Here is an 18,317-nt window from a genome sequence, read left to right as displayed (position 1 = left end):
ATAGTTAACATTTTTTACTTAATATTTAACTAATAAATAAAAAATTATTTATTAAAATTTTATTTTGGTGCATTCAGGCTACCTGCTTTGCGAACCAGAAAAAAAATACTTTTAAAGCAATCACTGCTAATAAACCACTACTAATATCAATGATAACTGCTAAAATAGTGGCAAAATAAGAGAAGCAAACATTTTTTCATAAAACAGTTAAGAATACTAAACTAAGAATTTCAAAAATTAAACCAATAAAAAAACTAAAAAAATCTAGTTGGAGTGAGGTTTTTTCTAACTTCAAAATTTTAACTGTCTCATGTTTATCTTGCTTAACTTGTAAATGCTTAGTTCCAACAATAAAAGCAATTAAAATAAATAACATACTAGCAATGTCAAAAAAAATTGCCCCAATCGTAATATCATAAGATAAAATTGTATTATTTCAAAAAGGTTCAAGGGATAGCAAACTAATAATTCCACATAATGAACCCACAAATCCTAATACAAAACTAGCAGTATCAGTTAAAATAATAACATTCCCAAGATTTCTAAAGATTTTTTTCATGTCTTCCGGTATCCTTATGTTCCTTGCTATTAATGTAAATAAACCTATTTTAGGATTATAATTATTTTTAAGAAAGAAACAAGCACAGTTTTTACACCCGAAAGATAAAAATTATTTAATTAAAGTTATTTTACAAAAAAAAACGCCCATATTTTAATAAACGTTTTATAAATTAAAAATACTTTTTTTTTTTTTTGATCATTTATTCTTAATTAAGTTAGAAAAGTAATTGGCAAAATTATAAAAAGTTCTGGAAAGAAAAATATTTCTTGCAAAATTAAAACTTTTTTTAAGAGTCACGTTAATAAAATGTAATATCTTAATGAGCTTGTCTTGTTATTAAATTAATATTTTCATCAATTATATTTGCATAATGCTTAAAAAATAATAATTTATAACTTAGAAAAATTAATAGTTAAGAATACTTTTATTTTAAATAATATTATTTAACAATATTAATTCTAACTCTAACAGGGTCATCTTTAAACTAACTATGTTGCATTGGTGTTACAATAAGAATAGATTTAATTCTAAATAATATTTATTACAAATTAATTTTAATTATAATTTATGTTTGGCAAATAAAGAGTTAGCAGAATTAAGGTGGAATGGTTTTTACTTGCTTGAATAAAATTACAAATAATGAATCGTATTATTTTTAAAAGTATGGTCTTGGTCACTATTTTTCATTTGTAAATAGGTAAAAATAATTTAGTTAACTTAAATAACCAAATTGATAAAAATTATTAACTTTAATTTGTTACCTATTTACATCTTTATTTTAACTCTTTTATATTTAAAAAACTTATTTTTTTAGAAAAATTTCTACTAATTTTAGACATTTTTTCTATATAAAAAATCATATTTTATAAACTATGCATTAGTAACTTTTTTTAATAAATACAACATCCTGCAGATTAAAATTATCCGGGATATCAATTAACTGATAATGGTATTTTCTTCAATAATGTCATAAAATGGGAATTAAAATAAAGAATCAAATTGGATTACCAGTTGCAATACTTATTCCATAACCAATCGCTAAGAATGGCAAAGCAATTACTACCGAGCGTAAACTATTAGTAAAAGTAGCCATCATTGATTTGTTAATTCCTTGAAATAAAGTTAAGCATATAAAAGTTAACAAACATGTTGGATAAGCCATAAAATATATGACAACTCATTAATGGTATTGCGCTTCATCTTGGACAGGAAAAGCAAACAACTTAATCATATTACTCACAAAAATCATAATTAAAATAAAAATTAAATAAAACCAGATTATTAAAACTAAACTAACTTGTTTTAGAACCTGTCAAATCCAATTATATTTTTCCGCACCATAGTTATAAGCAATAATCGAACGGACCCCCTCCCCTGGATTAACCCGAAACCAACGGAAATAATAAAAGTTATTCATGGGTTAAATAGCAGATATTAATTGTTGAAGAATAGCAATATTATTTTTATACTTTTGATTAGGTAGTAACACTGCTAAACTAGTAGCAACATAAGAAGTTAACATAAATGATAAACTAATAATAAAATTAGGTAATCCCGCTTTTATAAAGTTAACGACATTACTTCATTTTATAAAAAATAAATCATGCATACTAAAGCGAGTATTACTATGTTTAAAGCAAAAACTATAGTTACTCCCCATACAAATTGGACAAAATAAGAAAGTATAGTTCCTAACATTTAAGCAACCATTTGTAAGTGAAGTGACAAACTTTTCATAAAGAAAATGCTTTCCGCACAATTTATTAAAACAGAGGTTAAAATTGACATAATAAACAAGTTCATTTTTCCTTCACTGCGTAGCATTGATAAAACGAATAACTTAAAAACATTAAAGATGTTGATAATAAGACCGGATATAAATAGCTCCAACATAATTGTTCTGCGATTGGTTTGTAATATGATCCCATTTGACTAGTAATTAAAATATCATGCCATTACGTAAAAATTATACAAAAAATTACAAAAGCAACAATAATTGAAAAAATAGTTGTTGTAGCAAAACCATTCCCAGCAATTTCTTTCATTTTTTGACTATTACGTTGCCCATAGGCAATGAAAAAATTCCTCGTGCATCCTAACCCAATCATAATACTAAACGGTAGAATTAAATTATTTACTTGCATTGAATATTGGGTAGCAACATTAATAAAAGCATGCATCTCATTATAAGGAATCATTGTCACAGCATCCAGTCTATGAAGATGATTAATAATATTATATTGGTTAACATATCACAGATCATGCATTAAGTCAGGAGTAGCATATACTAGCGCTAATTCTTTATCAATAATATTATAAGCACCTTGAATTACCATAATTAAAACTATAATACTTAAACCGGTATTTAAAGTGTCTAATAAATGGGGTGCTACTTGATTATCATAGTCATACTGCCCAGTAATTAGTTTTAACAACCAGGGAATTTCAAAATAAAAAATAACAGAAATTATGATCCCAATAATAATTGCCCCCACGAGAACATAGTATCATCGTCATTCCCACATTTTTACTTCGGTTTCCCAAACCCCTATTCGTTTTTGTCAGTGGTACCAACCAATAATTTGAAAAGGTAAAAAGAAAAAGATGTTTAATTGTGCGGTACCATTATAACCTCAGGCAAAGGCAAATAACCCATAAATAATCACATTAATTGTTCCCCAGAAAAAATTTGATAAGCGCCCAAAGGCAATTAAAAAAATACAAATAATCCCCGTAAAACTAGCAATCCCACTTAGTGATAATAAGACAATTTTTCACCCAGACGTATGATTAGCAATCGTGCCACTAATTACAAATCATGAAGAAGAATTATTGAAAAAATAATTAAAATCAATAAATTATAGCACTAATGTTACAAAAGCAATGATGATAATTGCAATTTTAAACTTCAGATTTAGTTCTTTTAAATCTGATTTAATATTTTTATAATCTAGAAAATTATTAATAGTAAAAGCCTCCTTTAATAAAAAATGATATTTTAGTAATTTAAAATATCATTTCAATTTTTTATAATTTATCTAATAATGTATAAACCTCTTGATAATTTGGTTCAGAACTAACAGGGTTTGAAATTTGTAAATAAATAACCTCATTATTTTCATTTAAAACAATGACACTACGAGCTAATAAGTTATTAAAATCAAAATATAAATTAGTTTTATTACCAAAATCTCGATAGTTAGTATCAGATAATAAAATATGATTTGGATTTAAAAAAGATTCACAACCTCTGGTTAAGGCAAACGGAAGATCACGTGATATTGTAATTAACTGCACATCAGGATATTTGCTAACTAATTTATTATTAAATTCTCGAGTTTGTAACATACAAACGCTAGTGTCAATGCTGGGAACTGCGGAAATTAGTTTGTATTTTTTCTTAACATCAGTCAAATTAAAATCTTCAAATTTCGTAGTATCTGCTTTAAAAGTTAATTTATCCCCAACTTTTATATGGTTTTTAGGAAGTAATGTATAAACATCACCTTGCATAGTTTTCAGAGCCATTTTTTCACTTTCCTTTTCTATAATTGTATTATAACTTGTTTTTAATATTTTATCAGAATTTAAATTCTAATATTTTTATTTTATAAATTATTTCAAGCAGTTGCAATAACTTCCTGCACTTTTTGGTCAGTTATGTTATTAATTGGTGTTGAAGTTTGTTGTAATAAACAAATAAATTCAATGTTTGCTTTTTTATTTCCGGTGATTGGTGAATAATCAAGATCTAAAAAACTAAAATTATTTTGTAAACTTAATGTCATAATTTTTTTAATAACTTCATAATGAATTTCCTGGCGGTTTATTTTTCCCTTATTAACATTTTCGCGGGTAGTTTCAAACTGTGGTTTAATTAATAAAACCACATAATGATTTGGTAATAAAATTTCTTTTAAAACCGGGATAATTTTATCTAATGAAATAAAAGAAACATCACAACAAGCAAATTGAATGTCATCTGTAAACAGTTCTTTGCTCGCATAACGAAAATTAGTTTTTTCCAAACTAACAACCCGCTGATCACTGCGTAATTTTCAAACTAATTGGTTGCTTCCAACATCGACAGCATACACTTTTTTCGCATCATTTTGCAACAAACAATCAGTAAACCCCCCAGTAGATGCACCAATATCCAAACAAACTAATCCCCGCAAGGGAATTTGAAATGTGAGAAGCGCTTTTTCTAATTTATAACCAGCTCGCGAAACATATTTTAATTCATTTCCCCGAATTTTAATGTCATCATTTTCATTAACTAATGTGCCAGCCTTTAGAATTGGTTCATTATTAACTAACACATTATTACTTAAAATTAGCGCCTTGGCTTTTTCTCGCGAAGGAGCTAATTTTTTATTAACTAGTAACTGATCAATTCTTATTTTCATTTTTTACCTTCATTTCTTTTTTCTAATGTTGTCATGGTCACAAAAATGTTTTATTACTTTTTTAGGTGTAGTTTACGTAATAATATCACTAATGCAATAATAATTATAGTAATAATCAATAAAAAAATTAAAAAACAAATTTAATTAGTTTTTCGTTTTAAATAACGCATTTCTTCAAAAGAAATAATATCATAACCATAATAGCAAATAATTTGACCGCTTGTTCTTTTAGCTAATAGTAAAGATAAAATGTGAACCCCAAGACTGATTAATAAAACGATACTAGTAACAGTAATTTTAGTTTTTAAATTTTTAACATTACCAAGTTTTCAAAATCCTAAAATAAATTCTTTCTTGCCAATGTCGTAAACATGTTGTAGAGCAATTAAAATCCTAAGGAAATTAACCCTAATAAGTAAATTAATGTTGCTAACCAATTGATAATAATTTTACGCACAATACTTTTTTTATAAATACTAAAAACAAAATTAGAAATAGTTTCATGACCGGTTTGAAGTTGTTGATAATATCTTTTAACTTCCCCACGAATAGTTGATAGTTCAAAACAACCATAAAAGAAAATCCCAACAGCTAAAATTAATAAAGGAATTAGTAAATATGGATATGGTATTAATTGTACTTTAATTTTAATATTGACAAAAGATGCCTCCGCAAATTTAATCCCCAGGGGATTAAATCAGATAATTTTTGCTGTGAATTAGAAAAATAACCTTTATTTACTTTTTGCAACATAATAAATTGTAATAAAAAATGCTAAAATAATAATTCTTACCAAACCAAATAAAAGATAACAACTAGCACGAAATTTTTCTCAAATTATCTTTTGTTTAATAAAACCCGGAATTTTATCTTTTATTTCATTATTATTAGCAAACCCTAACGGTGGTTGCACTAAGTTCGGGTTATTAACTTGATTAAGTGGTTGCGAATAATTTTGCCCTGTTGCTGGGGAATTATTCGGTTGGGGTTGTTGCGGTGGTAAATGTGGTTGATAATAATTATTAATAAATTCATTACCTTTATCTTTTTTCATTTTTTGTCTCCTCATTATTCTTTTTACACTATAATTTTTTAGCACCGGCAAAAATATCAAAATGTTATTATTAATAAATTATATATAACAAAATTTTAACATTTAAACTGTTTAAAGATAAAATAATATTTTTCTAAAAAATGAAAAAATCCTAAAGGTTCTGTTTAGGATTAGCAATTAAATAATTAATTTTTTGCACCCGTTTTTTAGTATCCCGATAAAATTCTAACGTCTGGTCTTCTTTCAAAATATAATTAGTAATTTTTTTAAAAAAATATGCCCCATACGTTTGCGATCATTTTAATGAAACAAAATCATTTGTTAACTTAGCTTCAATCATTTTTGAATAGTTGCTAATAATATAATTACTTTCTAATAATAAATTAGCGATATTATGGTATTTAAATAAATAATAGTTGGTTTTTGGCAACTGGTATTTTTGCACCAGATTAGCAAGGTTGGCCGGGATAACCAAATGGTGAGTGTTCAAATCAACAATAACTTCTTGTGGTTGTCATAATGGGACATAATGAACCTGGGCTTTTAACTTTAGCATTTTATGATACTCTGGTTCAATCATCCATCTTCGCGCTCACTTATTATTTGCTCAATTATAATAAGAAAATTTATCAAACATTACCCAAGTCCTCCTGGTTAACAGTCACCACTACTATTTATTAACTATGATCGGTATCCTTTAACTAACATTGCAAAAGAAATAATTAAAATATTAACAAAAAAGAAAATTGTAATAATTGGGACATAGGCTGGAAATTGGAAGAACGCTTTAAATTCTGTTCACATTAAGATTTGCCAAATTAACCCAATAACTAACCAAATTAGCATTTGTAAAAACATTAATAAATTATAAGAAAATTGCTGTAATTGCGATAAGCGGTATCACATAAAGTAAATTGGAATTAAACTAATTGCCATTAGTAAAATTGAAATAACCAATAAAATGTAATTTGTTGCGACATACTTTTTTGTAGATATAAAGGCGGGAAAGATCATAATAACAGCAAACCCAATTCCTAAAACAATCATTCCAATGTTTGAACGCATGCGCGCACGCAGTTCTTTTTTGGTTGAAATGTTAATAAATCGTAGCCATGCTAAGAATTGATTATTTCCTCAGTATGATGAAGAAGATGGCATTAAGATGCTAATGGCCATTCGTAAGGCAAGACCAATAACTAATAACATCAAACTAATTGGGTTTAAAAATACTAAAAAAATTGCCCCCGCTTTAATGGTACCATTTGCTAAGTTAAAAATTCCATCCAGACCATCTTGGTTCATAATAATTCCAAAAATTGAAAAAACATTTGGTTGATAAGGTTGTCCGTTCGTTCAATGGATTACCCCATCATCAATATTTGTTCCATACCAAATTTCTTTATAGCCATTAACTGTGTGGGAATTATCCGTAATTGAAATTAAAAATAATCCTAAAAATAAAGCAATATAACAAGAAACAGCGCCGATTCATAAACAAAGTTTTCCAACTTTTAAGCGGATATTTCATTTTCAGTGGGGACTCTTAACGTTCAATAATAATATTAAAACAAATAACCCGGTTCCCGCCGAAATAATTCCAAAGATTGGTAAGAAAATATATAAATCTAAAGCTCAAAATTTAAATAAACTAAATCCATCTAATGCAAAAATTCCTTGAAATGAAGCGTACGACAATAAAAAGTTTAAAAGATTATAAGCACTATTAGCTTTAATATTTGGTAAAGGGTTGTTTATCATCCCTTCAATACTCAAATTAGTAATAATATTGTTTTTAATTGCACCCACTTGATTATTTAAACTTGGTGTAACTGCAATTCCTATAATGACAAAAATCACAAAGATAGCTCAAATTGCCCCAAATTTTAATCAAGATGTTAACGCCATTAAAAGTCCTCCTATTGTGTTCTATGTAAAATAATTTTTGATAAGCAAAAGTTTTCCATTGTTTTAATTATACCAAAAAAAGTTAATGAAATTAAGACTAACTTTAAAAGTTCCGTAATCTACATTATAATTCTTTCCACTGCTTTAATATCAGGTATTGATAATAAGGAAGACTTCACCTGATTTAGTTTATCAACATTCGCAACTTTAATAATTAATTTAATGTTAGTTGTCATTAAAGATGGTACACTATGAGCATTAATCATTTGAATTGCGGCGTTTAAATGACTTAAAATTTTTGTCACATCTACTAATAAAGCCGGGCGATCAATGGCTTCAATTTTAATTGCGCAATCATATTGTTTATTTTTAGAAACACTTTCGTTTCAACTAACTTCTACTTGTCGTTCTTGTTTTTCAGCAGTCTGAATATTTTTGCAGGTACGCAAGTGAACTTTAATTCCCTCTGCTTTTGAAACATAACCAACAATATCTTCATACGGAATTGGTAAACAACATTGGGAAATCACAACCTTAATGCTGGTAACTCCTTGCACAATAATGTCATCTTTTAACTGGGATTTTTTATATTGTTTATCTTGCAGTTTTTTTTAAGATTTTTTCATTTTGACTTGTTTCATTATCTAAGTAAATTAAGTTAACGGCTTCTTCAATTGAATATTCATCATTAGCGACATCTAACAAGAAATCTTCAATGTTATGATAATTAATAGCTTCTAAGCGTTTTTGCTGCCCTTCTGAATCAAGGAGTTTTCATTTAAAATCTTTTTTCGCAATGTAGTCTTCAATGTTAGCTTTGACTTTCTTAATCTTTTCTAAATTAGCTGATTTAGTATCTCCAGTTGTTTCGGCAATTTCGCGTTTTAAATATTTTTTAATTTTCTGACGCGCTGATGAAGTTTTAGCAATTACTAACCATGAATGGTTTGGTTTCTGGGATGGTGATGTTTTAATATCGACGACATCCCCCGATTTTAATACTGTTGCTATTGGCGAAAAGAATCCATTAATTTTAGCCCCAATCGTTTTTTCTCCAATTTCCGAGTGAATCTTGTAGGCAAAATCTAACACTGTTGATCCAAATGGCAGGGTCACAACTTTTCCATTCGGAGTTAACACATAAACTAACGAAGAAAAAATATCATTCTGAATGATTTCTTCCATTAGTTGATCCGAACGATAGGCTTCTTGTTGAATTTCATCCCGTTCTTGGACCGTAATATTTTCTAAATCTAAGATCCGTTTAAAGATGTCTAGTCGTTCATCAATATCTTTTTGTTTTTTTGCAACATCATAATTTTCGCCTTCTTTGTATCGTCAGTGGGCCGCCACTCCTTGTTCGGCAATTTCATCCATTTCTTCCGTACGAATTTGTACTTCAAAAATCGTCCCATCACTAGCAACAATTGTGGTGTGTAATGATTGGTATAAATTATTTTTAGGCGTTGCAATATAATCCTTAAAACGGTTATTAAGTGGAGTAAAGTGTTGGTGAATATAACCTAACACCTTATAACAATTATCAACAGAATGGGTAATAATCCGCACCGCTAAAATATCATGAATATCATCAAAATCTTTTCCAAACTGGTTCATTTTCCGGTAGATTGAATAAATTGATTTGTTCCGTCCAAAAATACGAACGTCCATCCCCTTTTCATTAATTAAAATATTTTTAATTTCGGTAATTTTCTGGGCCATTTTAGATTCGCGTTCTTTATTACTCCATTCTAACAAGTGGACAATTTTGGTATACTGCGTAGGGTTCATAATTTTAAAGGATAAATCTTCAATTTGTGATTTAACTGCCTTCATTCCAATCCGGTGTGCAATTGCTGAATAAATTTCTAAACTTTCCTTGGCAATAATTTGTTGTTTTTCCTGAGATAAATAACTAATTGTTTTTAAATTATGTAAACGATCTGCTAATTTAATAATAATAACCCGAATATCTTTGGCCATTGATAAGTATAATTTTCGTAAATACTGTGCTTTAATTTGGGTACGGTTTTCTTTGGCAAAATAACTAACTTTCGTAACGGCTTCCACTAAATCCGCAATTTCTTTCCCGAATAATTTTTCAACTTCTTCAAAAGTAGCAGGGGTATCTTCTAAAACATCATGCAACAACCCAGCAATTAATGTTTTAGGCCCCATTCTTCACTGCGCTAAAAAAAAGGTGGTTCATAAGGGATGAATAATATAAGGCGTCCCACTTTTGCGAGTTTGACCTTCGTGTTTCTCACTCGTATAGTGGTATGCTTTTTCAATTTCTGCTAAGGTGTTATGATCCTTAATGTATAATTTAATTTGATCTAACACCGTGGCAAATTTTATTTGTTCATCCATTATAAACACATCCTTTTTTATCTTTGCGTCTATAATTATATAATTTAATTAATTAATATTCAATAATAGCGCGGTGGGGATAATCTTTTAATTGGTTACTACCTTTTAAGAAAGTTAAGTTAATTAAAAACATCATTCCAACCACTTGCGCTTGTTGGTCAGTTACTAACTCACAAATTGCTTTAGCTGTTCCCCCGGTTGCTAATACATCATCAATAATTAATACTTTATCATTAGGTTGTAAATCCCCCGTATGAATTTCTAAAGTATTAGTTCCGTATTCTAAAGCATACTCGGTTTTCACTGTTGCGCGTGGTAATTTATCGGGTTTGCGAACGGGAATAAATCGTAAATTCGCGGCATAACTAACAGCCGGTCCAAATAAGAACCCACGCGCTTCAGGTGCTAAAATAACAGTTGCGCCCACTTCGTGAGCATAAGTAACCATCTCATCAATTACTGTTTTAAAAGCGGCGGCATTATTTAATAATGGCGTAATATCTTTGAAAATAATTCCTTGCTGTGGAAAATCAGGGATATCAATAATATATTTCTTTAAATTCATTGTTCTGCTCTCCTTTTGCTAGTCATTAACACCAGCAACAATTTGTTCATCAATTTCAACTCGCTGCGAGTCTAAATAATTTTTAACCCGGATTTTATTTAATGCCCGATATTTTTCTAACGCTACTCAAATAGGAATCGCCAAGAATAACACACTAAACATCCCAATTGCTAAACCAATGAAAACAGTAATGTTAAAACCAAAGACACTTCCCGAAAAGGCAGATAAGATAATTAAAATAATTGTAAATATGGCTCCTAGGGTTAAACAATGACGTAGCATTTGTTTAATTGTTAAATTAGCAATTTTTTGTAAAAAGTTATGCGTATAATTATACTTACGAAATTCTTTATTAATTAATTTAATTTCTTTTTTATTTTTAGCTGCTAAATCTTTCGCAATTTTTCATTGGGTTTTTAGATGTTCAGCAAATTCTTTCTTCACTTCTTTTTGTTTTAAATTCAGGTTGGCAATCATTAATTTTTTAATTTCTTCTTGCATGTAAACTTTTTTCGCCCGGCGCAAACGGCGGACTTGGGCACGGTGCTCACTCATATATGTAAAGAAAGTTTCATATTCTTTAATATTAACCAGTTTTTTGTTTTGTTTTGCCCAGGCCATTACAATCGCTCCCATCGCTCATGCAAAACCAAAGATCGCAATAAAGGCAATACTCATTTCAAAGGTTAAGAGAATATGGGCAATTACTATAATTGAAACACTAACTGCTAAGGTAAAGACAGCCGCAAATAAAATTCCAATAAATTGTGCTCAGTCTAATCGGAATAATGTATAAACAAAGATGCAAGCAATTCCAATTGCTAAACTAATCCCCGCAGTTTTTAAAATGTAGGTTTCCATCACCGGTGATGTTTTTTCTAATTTAAAGACCGGATCCTCGGGAGTTAGTCCATAATATCCCGCAATTGATGATAGTAATTCGCGGGCAAAATTACTTCCAGAAATATTAGTACTAATAACTAATAATTGTTGGCCCATTGACATATCATCGGCTTTAATGACATATAAATTAAAACTAAAATTATAACCACGCGTTGCTTGTAAATGTTTTAATTCTTGAGTCATCTCTTGAATTTCCGCAGCGGCATCATCGCGATGACGTCAAATATCACTAGCGACGGTAATATTAGTTCCCGGTTTAATCGTACTATCAATATTTGCTTTTCCGGCAAACCCAATAATTAATGCAATGATAATTAAGATAATTCCCACAATTGGTGAATATTTAGTAATATTATATAATGAAAATTTTGGTTTGAATCTTAACTTGTGAGGTTTTTTGGGTTGGTCTGACTCACTTGGAGTTGCTTCGTTAACATCGGTTGTTGGTAAGGCAAAGAAACAATCACTTAGTAATTGGCCTTCCCCATTTACCACTTGGTGCGTATGTTTTTTTTGTTGGAAATAAGTCAACAATGAAAAGCGGGGAATATCTAACCATGTTACTTTTTCTTGTCAACGAAGTTTAATAATAATCCAGTACATAATACGAGCCACAGCAAAGACCATTACTAACGAAATTATTAAGGCAACTAATAAGATTGTGGCAAATGATTTAATATTGTTAGTTCCTGCTCAGAATAATGATAATCCTAATACTAATAAAACAACTAAGGCATCCACAAAAACAGCAACCGTTTGTTTATTGGCAATTTTCATCGCTGGCTCATAAGGCAAGCCATTTTGATATCGCTCACGCTTATAACGCGAAAATAACAAGAGATTTCCTTCTAAAGCGATTCCAAAGGCAATTATAACAGCGGTGATACTTTCCGGAGAAATTTGGACTCCTAATAAAGATGAGAAATATAAAGTTAAAATAATAGTAAAGGCTAAGGTTAGAATTGCCACAAAACCAAACAAACGATAGTAAATTAATAAATAAACACAAATCGCAGCAGCAATAATTCCTAACACAATCATTGAAACATTTAAAATGTTGCGCGAAACAACCGGCGGAATTGTGGTATGACCCCGAACAACAAATTTTAAACCACTTAGCCCCCCATTAACCAAGTTGCTAATTGTTCGTGCTTCGGTATCAGTCGAAGTCGCAATTTGGTTTGAATTTAAGCCTGGTGTTGCTCCTTTATTAATGGCATTATAGTTAATAATGTATTTTTTATATTTATCTTTTAATTGCGGAGTATAGTTGACAATTCCAGTTAAATATTTTCGTAACGGGTCAATGTATTGATTTTTAATTGCTTTCTTATCATTGGGATCAATTACTAGTTTGCCTAAGGAAACAGTGGTAAAGCGGAAACTATCTTCTTGCATTACTTTAACTAATTCAGGATGACTCATTCCACTAGTTGCTAAATCTAGTAAGTTTCGATAAACAATAATTCCCCCTTGCCCAGCATCTTTGTAACTAACATCAAAAATACTACGAACATTGATATTATCAGTTCCGCTTAGGTTGGGTAAAATGTTAACATTAAAATTAGTAGCAATCGCTTGAATATTATCAGTATCATGGCGCAATTCATCGATAAATTGGCCAATATCCGTTCAAATGTATAATGGTTCGGGTGAACCTTGACTTGGAGTTAAGCTTTTAATAATAGCATCTCATTTAGCCTGGTCTTTAATATTTAAATTAATAATCGGATGACGAATTTTATCAATCCCAGCTTCTGCTCCCGAAATAACATTACTTAACGGTGTACGTTCTTTATCACTAACCAATAAATCGGTGCCATTCCCTTTCATTAAATAAATGGCCCCTAACCGTTGAATATCAGTTTTTAAATCAGCATAAGACTTAAATAAATCCTTCCCAGCAATTAATTCTAACCCATTATGTCCTAATGTTTGCAAGTATAAGTTAGAATTATTTAACGGGTCAAGTTTGTTGCGTAATAAATCTAGCCCTTTTTTATTATCTCCGTTGGGGGTTCCATCGGGATTTTCAACAGTGGTATCAAAAACATTAATTTGAACTTGATAGCCTCCCGAATAAGCAATTCCTAATTTATAAGAATAAGAAAAATTTTCACCTGAAAAAACGGCTCCTACGATCATGGCACACGTTAAAATTAATAAGACAAAAATTCTAACAATTAATTTTGTTAAAACCTTTCTATTAACTGGTTTTTTTATTGTCTTTACTTGTTGTTTTTCTTTCACAATAACACCACTCTATATTCTTATCATTATCCATATATTTCTTGTTTTAACCTTTTTTATTAGTAAACATATCTTTAAAATCATCTAACTTTACATCTTGATTAATGATTTTTTCATTATTCATAAATTCAATAATGCGGTTCATTTTAATATTAAAAATATAATAGGCGCTGTCGCTAACATCAATCACTTTCTTATCAGCCAAAATAACTTTTAAAAAGTAATTAGCAACATCAACTTCGCTAATATTGGGATTAGCTAACTTAAAATCAATGGTTTTTAATCTGATCATTTTAATGATATAATCGGCTGTTTGTCGACGGAATTTTTCTGTATTTTCCATTAAGCTCCACCTTATTTCAAATCAATTACTATTATATATTAGTTCTTTTGAAAAATTAAGTAAAATCTGAAAAATATTTAAAAAATTATCAGGTTTTTTCGCGTAATTGCGCAATAATTGCTAACCATCATTGGTTAAAACACGACCCCCAGGGCGTTTTTAGCAATAAGCCTTGTTGCAATAAATAAGGCTCAATTACATTGGTAATTGGTTAACAATGGTTCATTAATAACTTGACTTAGGGAAACCAAACCAACCGGTTGGGTCGGTCCCAAAAAGCTCGTTAATTGTTAATAAATAATTAATTTCTAAGCGGTTTAACCCGGCGGGCGCATAATTTAAATTAGTTAAAATATCTTGTACTTCTGGTAAAGTAAGGTTGTTTTTATTGACAACTAAACTATAGTCATGGACATATTTTAACAGATTAATGGCCTGGCGAGGATTATTGCGCGTAAAAGTAGCAAGATAAGCAATTACATCAGCTGCTAAAATAAGGTGGTATTTTTCCATTGTCGTGGCAAGAATTTGACAAATTTCTGCTGGTTAATAAGGACTGAGGTAAAAATAGTGGAGAAAGCGTTTTAATAACGGGCTGGCTGGGCAATTGGTGCACTAAGGTGGTTGCCACAATGAGGGTAAATTTTGGCAAATCGAGATTAATAACACGGGTATTATAATCTTTGCCAATCACTAAGTTTAGTTTATTATCTTCTAACACCTGGTATAAAATTTCCCCAACTTCTTTGGCAATTGAGTGGATTTCATCAATAAAAACAATTTCATAGTCGTGCAACTGGCCTAAACAACTAATTAAATCACTTGATTTTTATAAATTTGGGTCGTCCAAAACATGCAATTTACTATTAGTCACCTTGGCAATTAAATAGGCCAAACTCGTTTTTCCTAAACCACTAGCCACCGCAATAATAATGTGCTCGAGGGGTTCTTGTTTTAACTTGCTAGCCTTAATCGCGAGGGTTAAATTCTTTTTAATTTATTCTTGACCGATATATTGGGCAAAAGTTTGCGAGCGGAAATTATAAGTAGACATAAGAACACGCTTTTTGAAGAACTTGCTTTAAATATTGGTCAACATTATCACAATGATGGTTACTTTCATTAATTGCTTTATAAATAATCGGGAGCAAAGAACCAAGTATTTTTAAACAATCAATCACACTATTTTGGAGATTGTTATATTCCTTGAGAAAATAAATTTTTTGCAAGTGCATAATTAAAATGAGGGCGATGTGGGGCTTGATTCCTTTTAACTTACTCAAAGTTTTAATGTTATTTTCCTTAACATAACTTAATAACTGGTCAACCCCAATCTGGGTAAAAACATTGTAAGCTGTTTTTAAATCAATTGTTGGTATTGTTAATAAATCTAAAAATAGTTTTTTGGTTTCTAAATTATAAAAGCTAAACCACTGGTAAGCAGCAAACTCATTATTAATCAAACAAGTGTATACCTGTAAAAAATCCTTTTCATGTAGATTAATTTCTTTGGGGATAATTAACGTAATTTCATAACCATAATTATTAATTTCTAATAAGATTTGCTGGTTTTAATTTAGACTATATTGAGAAAATTAATGGTCATAACTTTCGCAAGTTAACGCGGGCTTTAAAAAATGGGCAAAGGATTTTAAACTATGCTGCTTTTTATTATTAATTGATCAGTTTAAATGATATTGGTAGTTAAATTAACTCATCCAGAGGTTTTGTTTGTAAAACATCCAAACTGTTAAGAACGGTTGTGCCAATTAAAAACGGTTTTGAATGACTGTCCTGCAGATGGTCATATAACTGATAGCCCTTGCGAAAGTGATATACTTCAAAATCAAAAGCGAGCATTGGAAACTCAAGGTTCCCAATAATTTCTTGTAAAACCTGTGGATTATATGTAATTGTAATTCTGTTTACGACATGCTGTGCCATTTAACTGCTCTTTTCTATATTATTATTTAATTATGATAAAAAAGGATAATTACCTATCCTTTGCATTGTGTTAATCCCATTGGGCATTATGATAGACTTGTTGAACATCTTCATCTTCTTCTAATAAATTAATTAATCCTTCAACTTTTTCTTTGGTACTACTATCCACTTCAACAAATTGAGTGGGATTCATTGTAATTTCCACAACATCAAAATCAAAGTCATTAATCTTTTTCACTTCGGTCAGGAACTTTTTCACTTGCATTAATTTATCCGGAGCGGTTGTAATAATAAAATTATTATTTTCCACTTGTAAATCTTCGGCTTCGGTTTCTAATAATCATTCTAAAACTTCATCTTCGCGAAGCTGGTTATTGCTAAAGGCAATAATTCCCTTACATTCAAATAAATAAGCCACCGAGTTCGTTTGTCCGAGACTCCCACCTTTTTTAGTAAAATAACTACGCACATTCGCGGCTGTCCGGTTACGATTATCAGTTAAACAATCAACAATTACCGCCACTCCGTTTGGGCCATAACCTTCATAACGAACTTCTTCATAATTATCGGTCGTTGTTTCCCCGGCCGCTTTTTTAATTACCTTTTCATAATTATCCTTTGGCATATTATTTGCCCGGGCTTTTTCTAATACTAACCGTAGCGACGGATTAGATTCAATATTTGGTCCTCCTTTTTTAACCGCCACGCTAATTTCCTTGGAAATTTTAATAAAAATTTTGGCGCGTTTAGCATCTTGGGCATCTTTCCGGTGCTTAATATTAGCAAATTGTGAATGTCCTGCCATGTTGTCCCTCCTTAATATCTTAACATCTGACATATATACTATATTATATTTTAAAGGGTTTTTAATAATTTGAAAAGAAAAAAAATAGCAAAGATTAGGAATTTAATCTTTGCTAACTTTTATTCTTCATATTCTTTTTCATTTTCCTGTTCTTCTAATTGCTGGTGATGGTCAAGATCAGAACGCAATTTGTGTCTTAATTGTAAAAGAATGTGCTGGTGATTCTGGTAATCCTCGTTAATATTTTCATCGCTGTTTAAATAATTACTCAGGATTTTACAAATTTTAGCTTGCACAAAGTTTCAGTCATAAATTCACATAAATTCTTGATTTAGCCAAGTTTGATACGCCGGATTAGTTTGCAAACAACGATGATATTGGCGATAATAATAAGTAAAATAACAAATTATAATAAATAAGCTGACACCACTAATAAAAAATAATTCAACAGCACCCCCACCCCCACCCAATTAGCTTACTATTAAATTCAGCACCATGGAGAATTACTAAATCATCAATTAATGAATAATAATGTCAAAATAATGTAACAGCTAAAATAACACTGATAACGGGAAAAATAATTCATTCCCAAATTGACATTTTTAGTTTTTGTTGGGCACCTAATTTTAAGACCACAAAAATAACCATCAAATAAATAAAAATTGTAATAGCTGACAAAGAAGAAGTTAAGCTCGAAACATTTAATGGTTATGGATAACAAAGACTCTCTTGGAGGGTACACATAAAACCATCCTGACAAGTTAAGGTAATTCCTTTAATTAGATCCGGAATAATTAACCAAATAAAAATAATTCCTAGTGTTAACACAATATTTAACTGAATTGCCCGCGTTAGTAACCCATCACGATTTAATTTTTTTAAGGACACCGGTAAAAAACCTTCACGGGCCAAGGGTTGCAAACTCGTTTCCCCGTACAAATTACCCTGAACAACAAGGTTTATTTTCAACGCGATGGTGCTAATAATCATCACAGCTCCCCCAATGAGAATGATGGGATTATGAAAACCATTTCAAGTTCCCATGTTCATATTTTGATAAAATGAGTGAGTGAAAAGCGACAAAAAAGATTAGCGCAATTACAATATGGTTTAGAATATTGAGCAATAATACAATATTAATCCCCCAGCTAATATTTTGTTTTGCATAAGCAACATTCCGCCTGGCCGTGGCAAAAATTTCAAACCC

The 18,317-nt window shown here is 30.0% G+C and carries 20 protein-coding genes and 2 pseudogenes; all 22 read right to left on the bottom strand.

Annotation, left to right across the window (positions count from 1 at the left end; all coding sequences use genetic code 4):
- Window positions 1–25: 25 nt before the first annotated feature.
- Window positions 26–559: a hypothetical protein gene (locus P344_RS02335; protein WP_025317293.1), complete on the bottom strand. Its 534-nt coding sequence runs from the start codon at window positions 557–559 to the stop codon at window positions 26–28.
- Between the two features lie 880 nt (window positions 560–1,439).
- A complete protein-coding gene (locus P344_RS06030; RefSeq protein WP_025317292.1) occupies window positions 1,440–1,724 on the bottom strand; it encodes a hypothetical protein in 285 nt (94 codons plus the stop codon).
- Between the two features lie 18 nt (window positions 1,725–1,742).
- On the bottom strand, window positions 1,743–1,979 hold the full coding sequence (locus tag P344_RS06025) for a hypothetical protein (RefSeq protein ID WP_025317291.1): 237 nt from the start codon (window positions 1,977–1,979) through the stop codon (window positions 1,743–1,745).
- Window positions 1,980–1,982: 3 nt separating this feature from the next.
- Window positions 1,983–2,222, bottom strand: coding sequence for a hypothetical protein (locus P344_RS06020; protein WP_025317290.1), 240 nt, complete (start codon window positions 2,220–2,222; stop codon window positions 1,983–1,985).
- Window positions 2,223–2,517: 295 nt separating this feature from the next.
- A complete protein-coding gene (locus tag P344_RS06015) occupies window positions 2,518–3,258 on the bottom strand; it encodes a nicotinamide mononucleotide transporter (RefSeq protein ID WP_408069013.1) in 741 nt (246 codons plus the stop codon).
- Between the two features lie 331 nt (window positions 3,259–3,589).
- A complete protein-coding gene (locus P344_RS02325; protein WP_025317288.1) occupies window positions 3,590–4,090 on the bottom strand; it encodes a thiol peroxidase in 501 nt (166 codons plus the stop codon).
- 80 nt (window positions 4,091–4,170) lie between these two features.
- Window positions 4,171–4,971, bottom strand: a complete 801-nt coding sequence (locus P344_RS02320; RefSeq protein WP_025317287.1) for a TlyA family RNA methyltransferase — start codon at window positions 4,969–4,971, stop codon at window positions 4,171–4,173.
- 733 nt (window positions 4,972–5,704) lie between these two features.
- Window positions 5,705–6,025 (bottom strand): hypothetical protein, encoded by a 321-nt coding sequence (locus P344_RS02315; RefSeq protein WP_025317285.1) that lies wholly within the window; start codon window positions 6,023–6,025, stop codon window positions 5,705–5,707.
- 151 nt (window positions 6,026–6,176) lie between these two features.
- On the bottom strand, window positions 6,177–6,662 hold the full coding sequence (locus tag P344_RS02310) for a hypothetical protein (RefSeq protein WP_025317284.1): 486 nt from the start codon (window positions 6,660–6,662) through the stop codon (window positions 6,177–6,179).
- A gap of 44 nt (window positions 6,663–6,706) precedes the next feature.
- Entirely contained in the window at window positions 6,707–7,930 is a 1,224-nt protein-coding gene (gene scm1 / locus P344_RS02305) for a motility-associated protein Scm1 (RefSeq protein ID WP_025317283.1), read from the bottom strand.
- A gap of 119 nt (window positions 7,931–8,049) precedes the next feature.
- Window positions 8,050–10,300, bottom strand: a pseudogene (locus P344_RS02300) (RelA/SpoT family protein).
- 52 nt (window positions 10,301–10,352) lie between these two features.
- Window positions 10,353–10,865 carry an adenine phosphoribosyltransferase gene (locus P344_RS02295; RefSeq protein ID WP_025317282.1) on the bottom strand — a complete coding sequence of 171 codons (513 nt, stop codon included), beginning with the start codon at window positions 10,863–10,865 and terminating at the stop codon, window positions 10,353–10,355.
- 18 nt (window positions 10,866–10,883) lie between these two features.
- Window positions 10,884–14,018, bottom strand: coding sequence for a protein translocase SecDF, variant type (locus P344_RS02290; protein ID WP_025317281.1), 3,135 nt, complete (start codon window positions 14,016–14,018; stop codon window positions 10,884–10,886).
- A gap of 46 nt (window positions 14,019–14,064) precedes the next feature.
- Complete coding sequence (locus tag P344_RS02285) at window positions 14,065–14,361, bottom strand: hypothetical protein (RefSeq protein WP_148552295.1); 297 nt, start codon at window positions 14,359–14,361, stop codon at window positions 14,065–14,067.
- A gap of 225 nt (window positions 14,362–14,586) precedes the next feature.
- Window positions 14,587–14,874, bottom strand: a complete 288-nt coding sequence (locus P344_RS06305; protein WP_025317279.1) for a hypothetical protein — start codon at window positions 14,872–14,874, stop codon at window positions 14,587–14,589.
- Window positions 14,807–15,346, bottom strand: a pseudogene (locus tag P344_RS08070) (AAA family ATPase). The gene P344_RS06305 and the pseudogene P344_RS08070 overlap by 68 nt, the downstream one beginning before the upstream one ends.
- 55 nt (window positions 15,347–15,401) lie before the next feature.
- On the bottom strand, window positions 15,402–15,824 hold the full coding sequence (locus tag P344_RS02275) for a Holliday junction ATP-dependent DNA helicase RuvA (protein ID WP_025317278.1): 423 nt from the start codon (window positions 15,822–15,824) through the stop codon (window positions 15,402–15,404).
- Between the two features lie 241 nt (window positions 15,825–16,065).
- Window positions 16,066–16,305, bottom strand: coding sequence for a hypothetical protein (locus P344_RS02270; protein WP_025317277.1), 240 nt, complete (start codon window positions 16,303–16,305; stop codon window positions 16,066–16,068).
- Between the two features lie 70 nt (window positions 16,306–16,375).
- The gene (locus P344_RS02265) at window positions 16,376–17,110 is read right to left on the bottom strand and encodes a YebC/PmpR family DNA-binding transcriptional regulator (RefSeq protein ID WP_025317276.1); all 735 of its coding nucleotides are present in this window, start codon (window positions 17,108–17,110) and stop codon (window positions 16,376–16,378) included.
- Window positions 17,111–17,229: 119 nt separating this feature from the next.
- On the bottom strand, window positions 17,230–17,580 hold the full coding sequence (locus tag P344_RS06675) for a hypothetical protein (protein WP_025331861.1): 351 nt from the start codon (window positions 17,578–17,580) through the stop codon (window positions 17,230–17,232).
- Entirely contained in the window at window positions 17,540–17,746 is a 207-nt protein-coding gene (locus P344_RS06670; RefSeq protein WP_156028526.1) for a hypothetical protein, read from the bottom strand. The genes P344_RS06675 and P344_RS06670 overlap by 41 nt, the downstream gene beginning before the upstream one ends.
- A gap of 72 nt (window positions 17,747–17,818) precedes the next feature.
- On the bottom strand, window positions 17,819–18,154 hold the full coding sequence (locus tag P344_RS06665) for a hypothetical protein (protein WP_156028524.1): 336 nt from the start codon (window positions 18,152–18,154) through the stop codon (window positions 17,819–17,821).
- Between the last annotated feature and the right edge of the window lie 163 nt (window positions 18,155–18,317).

The organism is Spiroplasma mirum ATCC 29335, from assembly GCF_000565195.1.
GTDB lineage: Bacteria > Bacillota_I > Bacilli_A > Mycoplasmatales > Mycoplasmataceae > Spiroplasma > Spiroplasma mirum.
The sequence above is the reverse complement of the archived record's forward strand: the minus strand, read 5'-3'. Positions and strand labels throughout refer to the sequence as shown.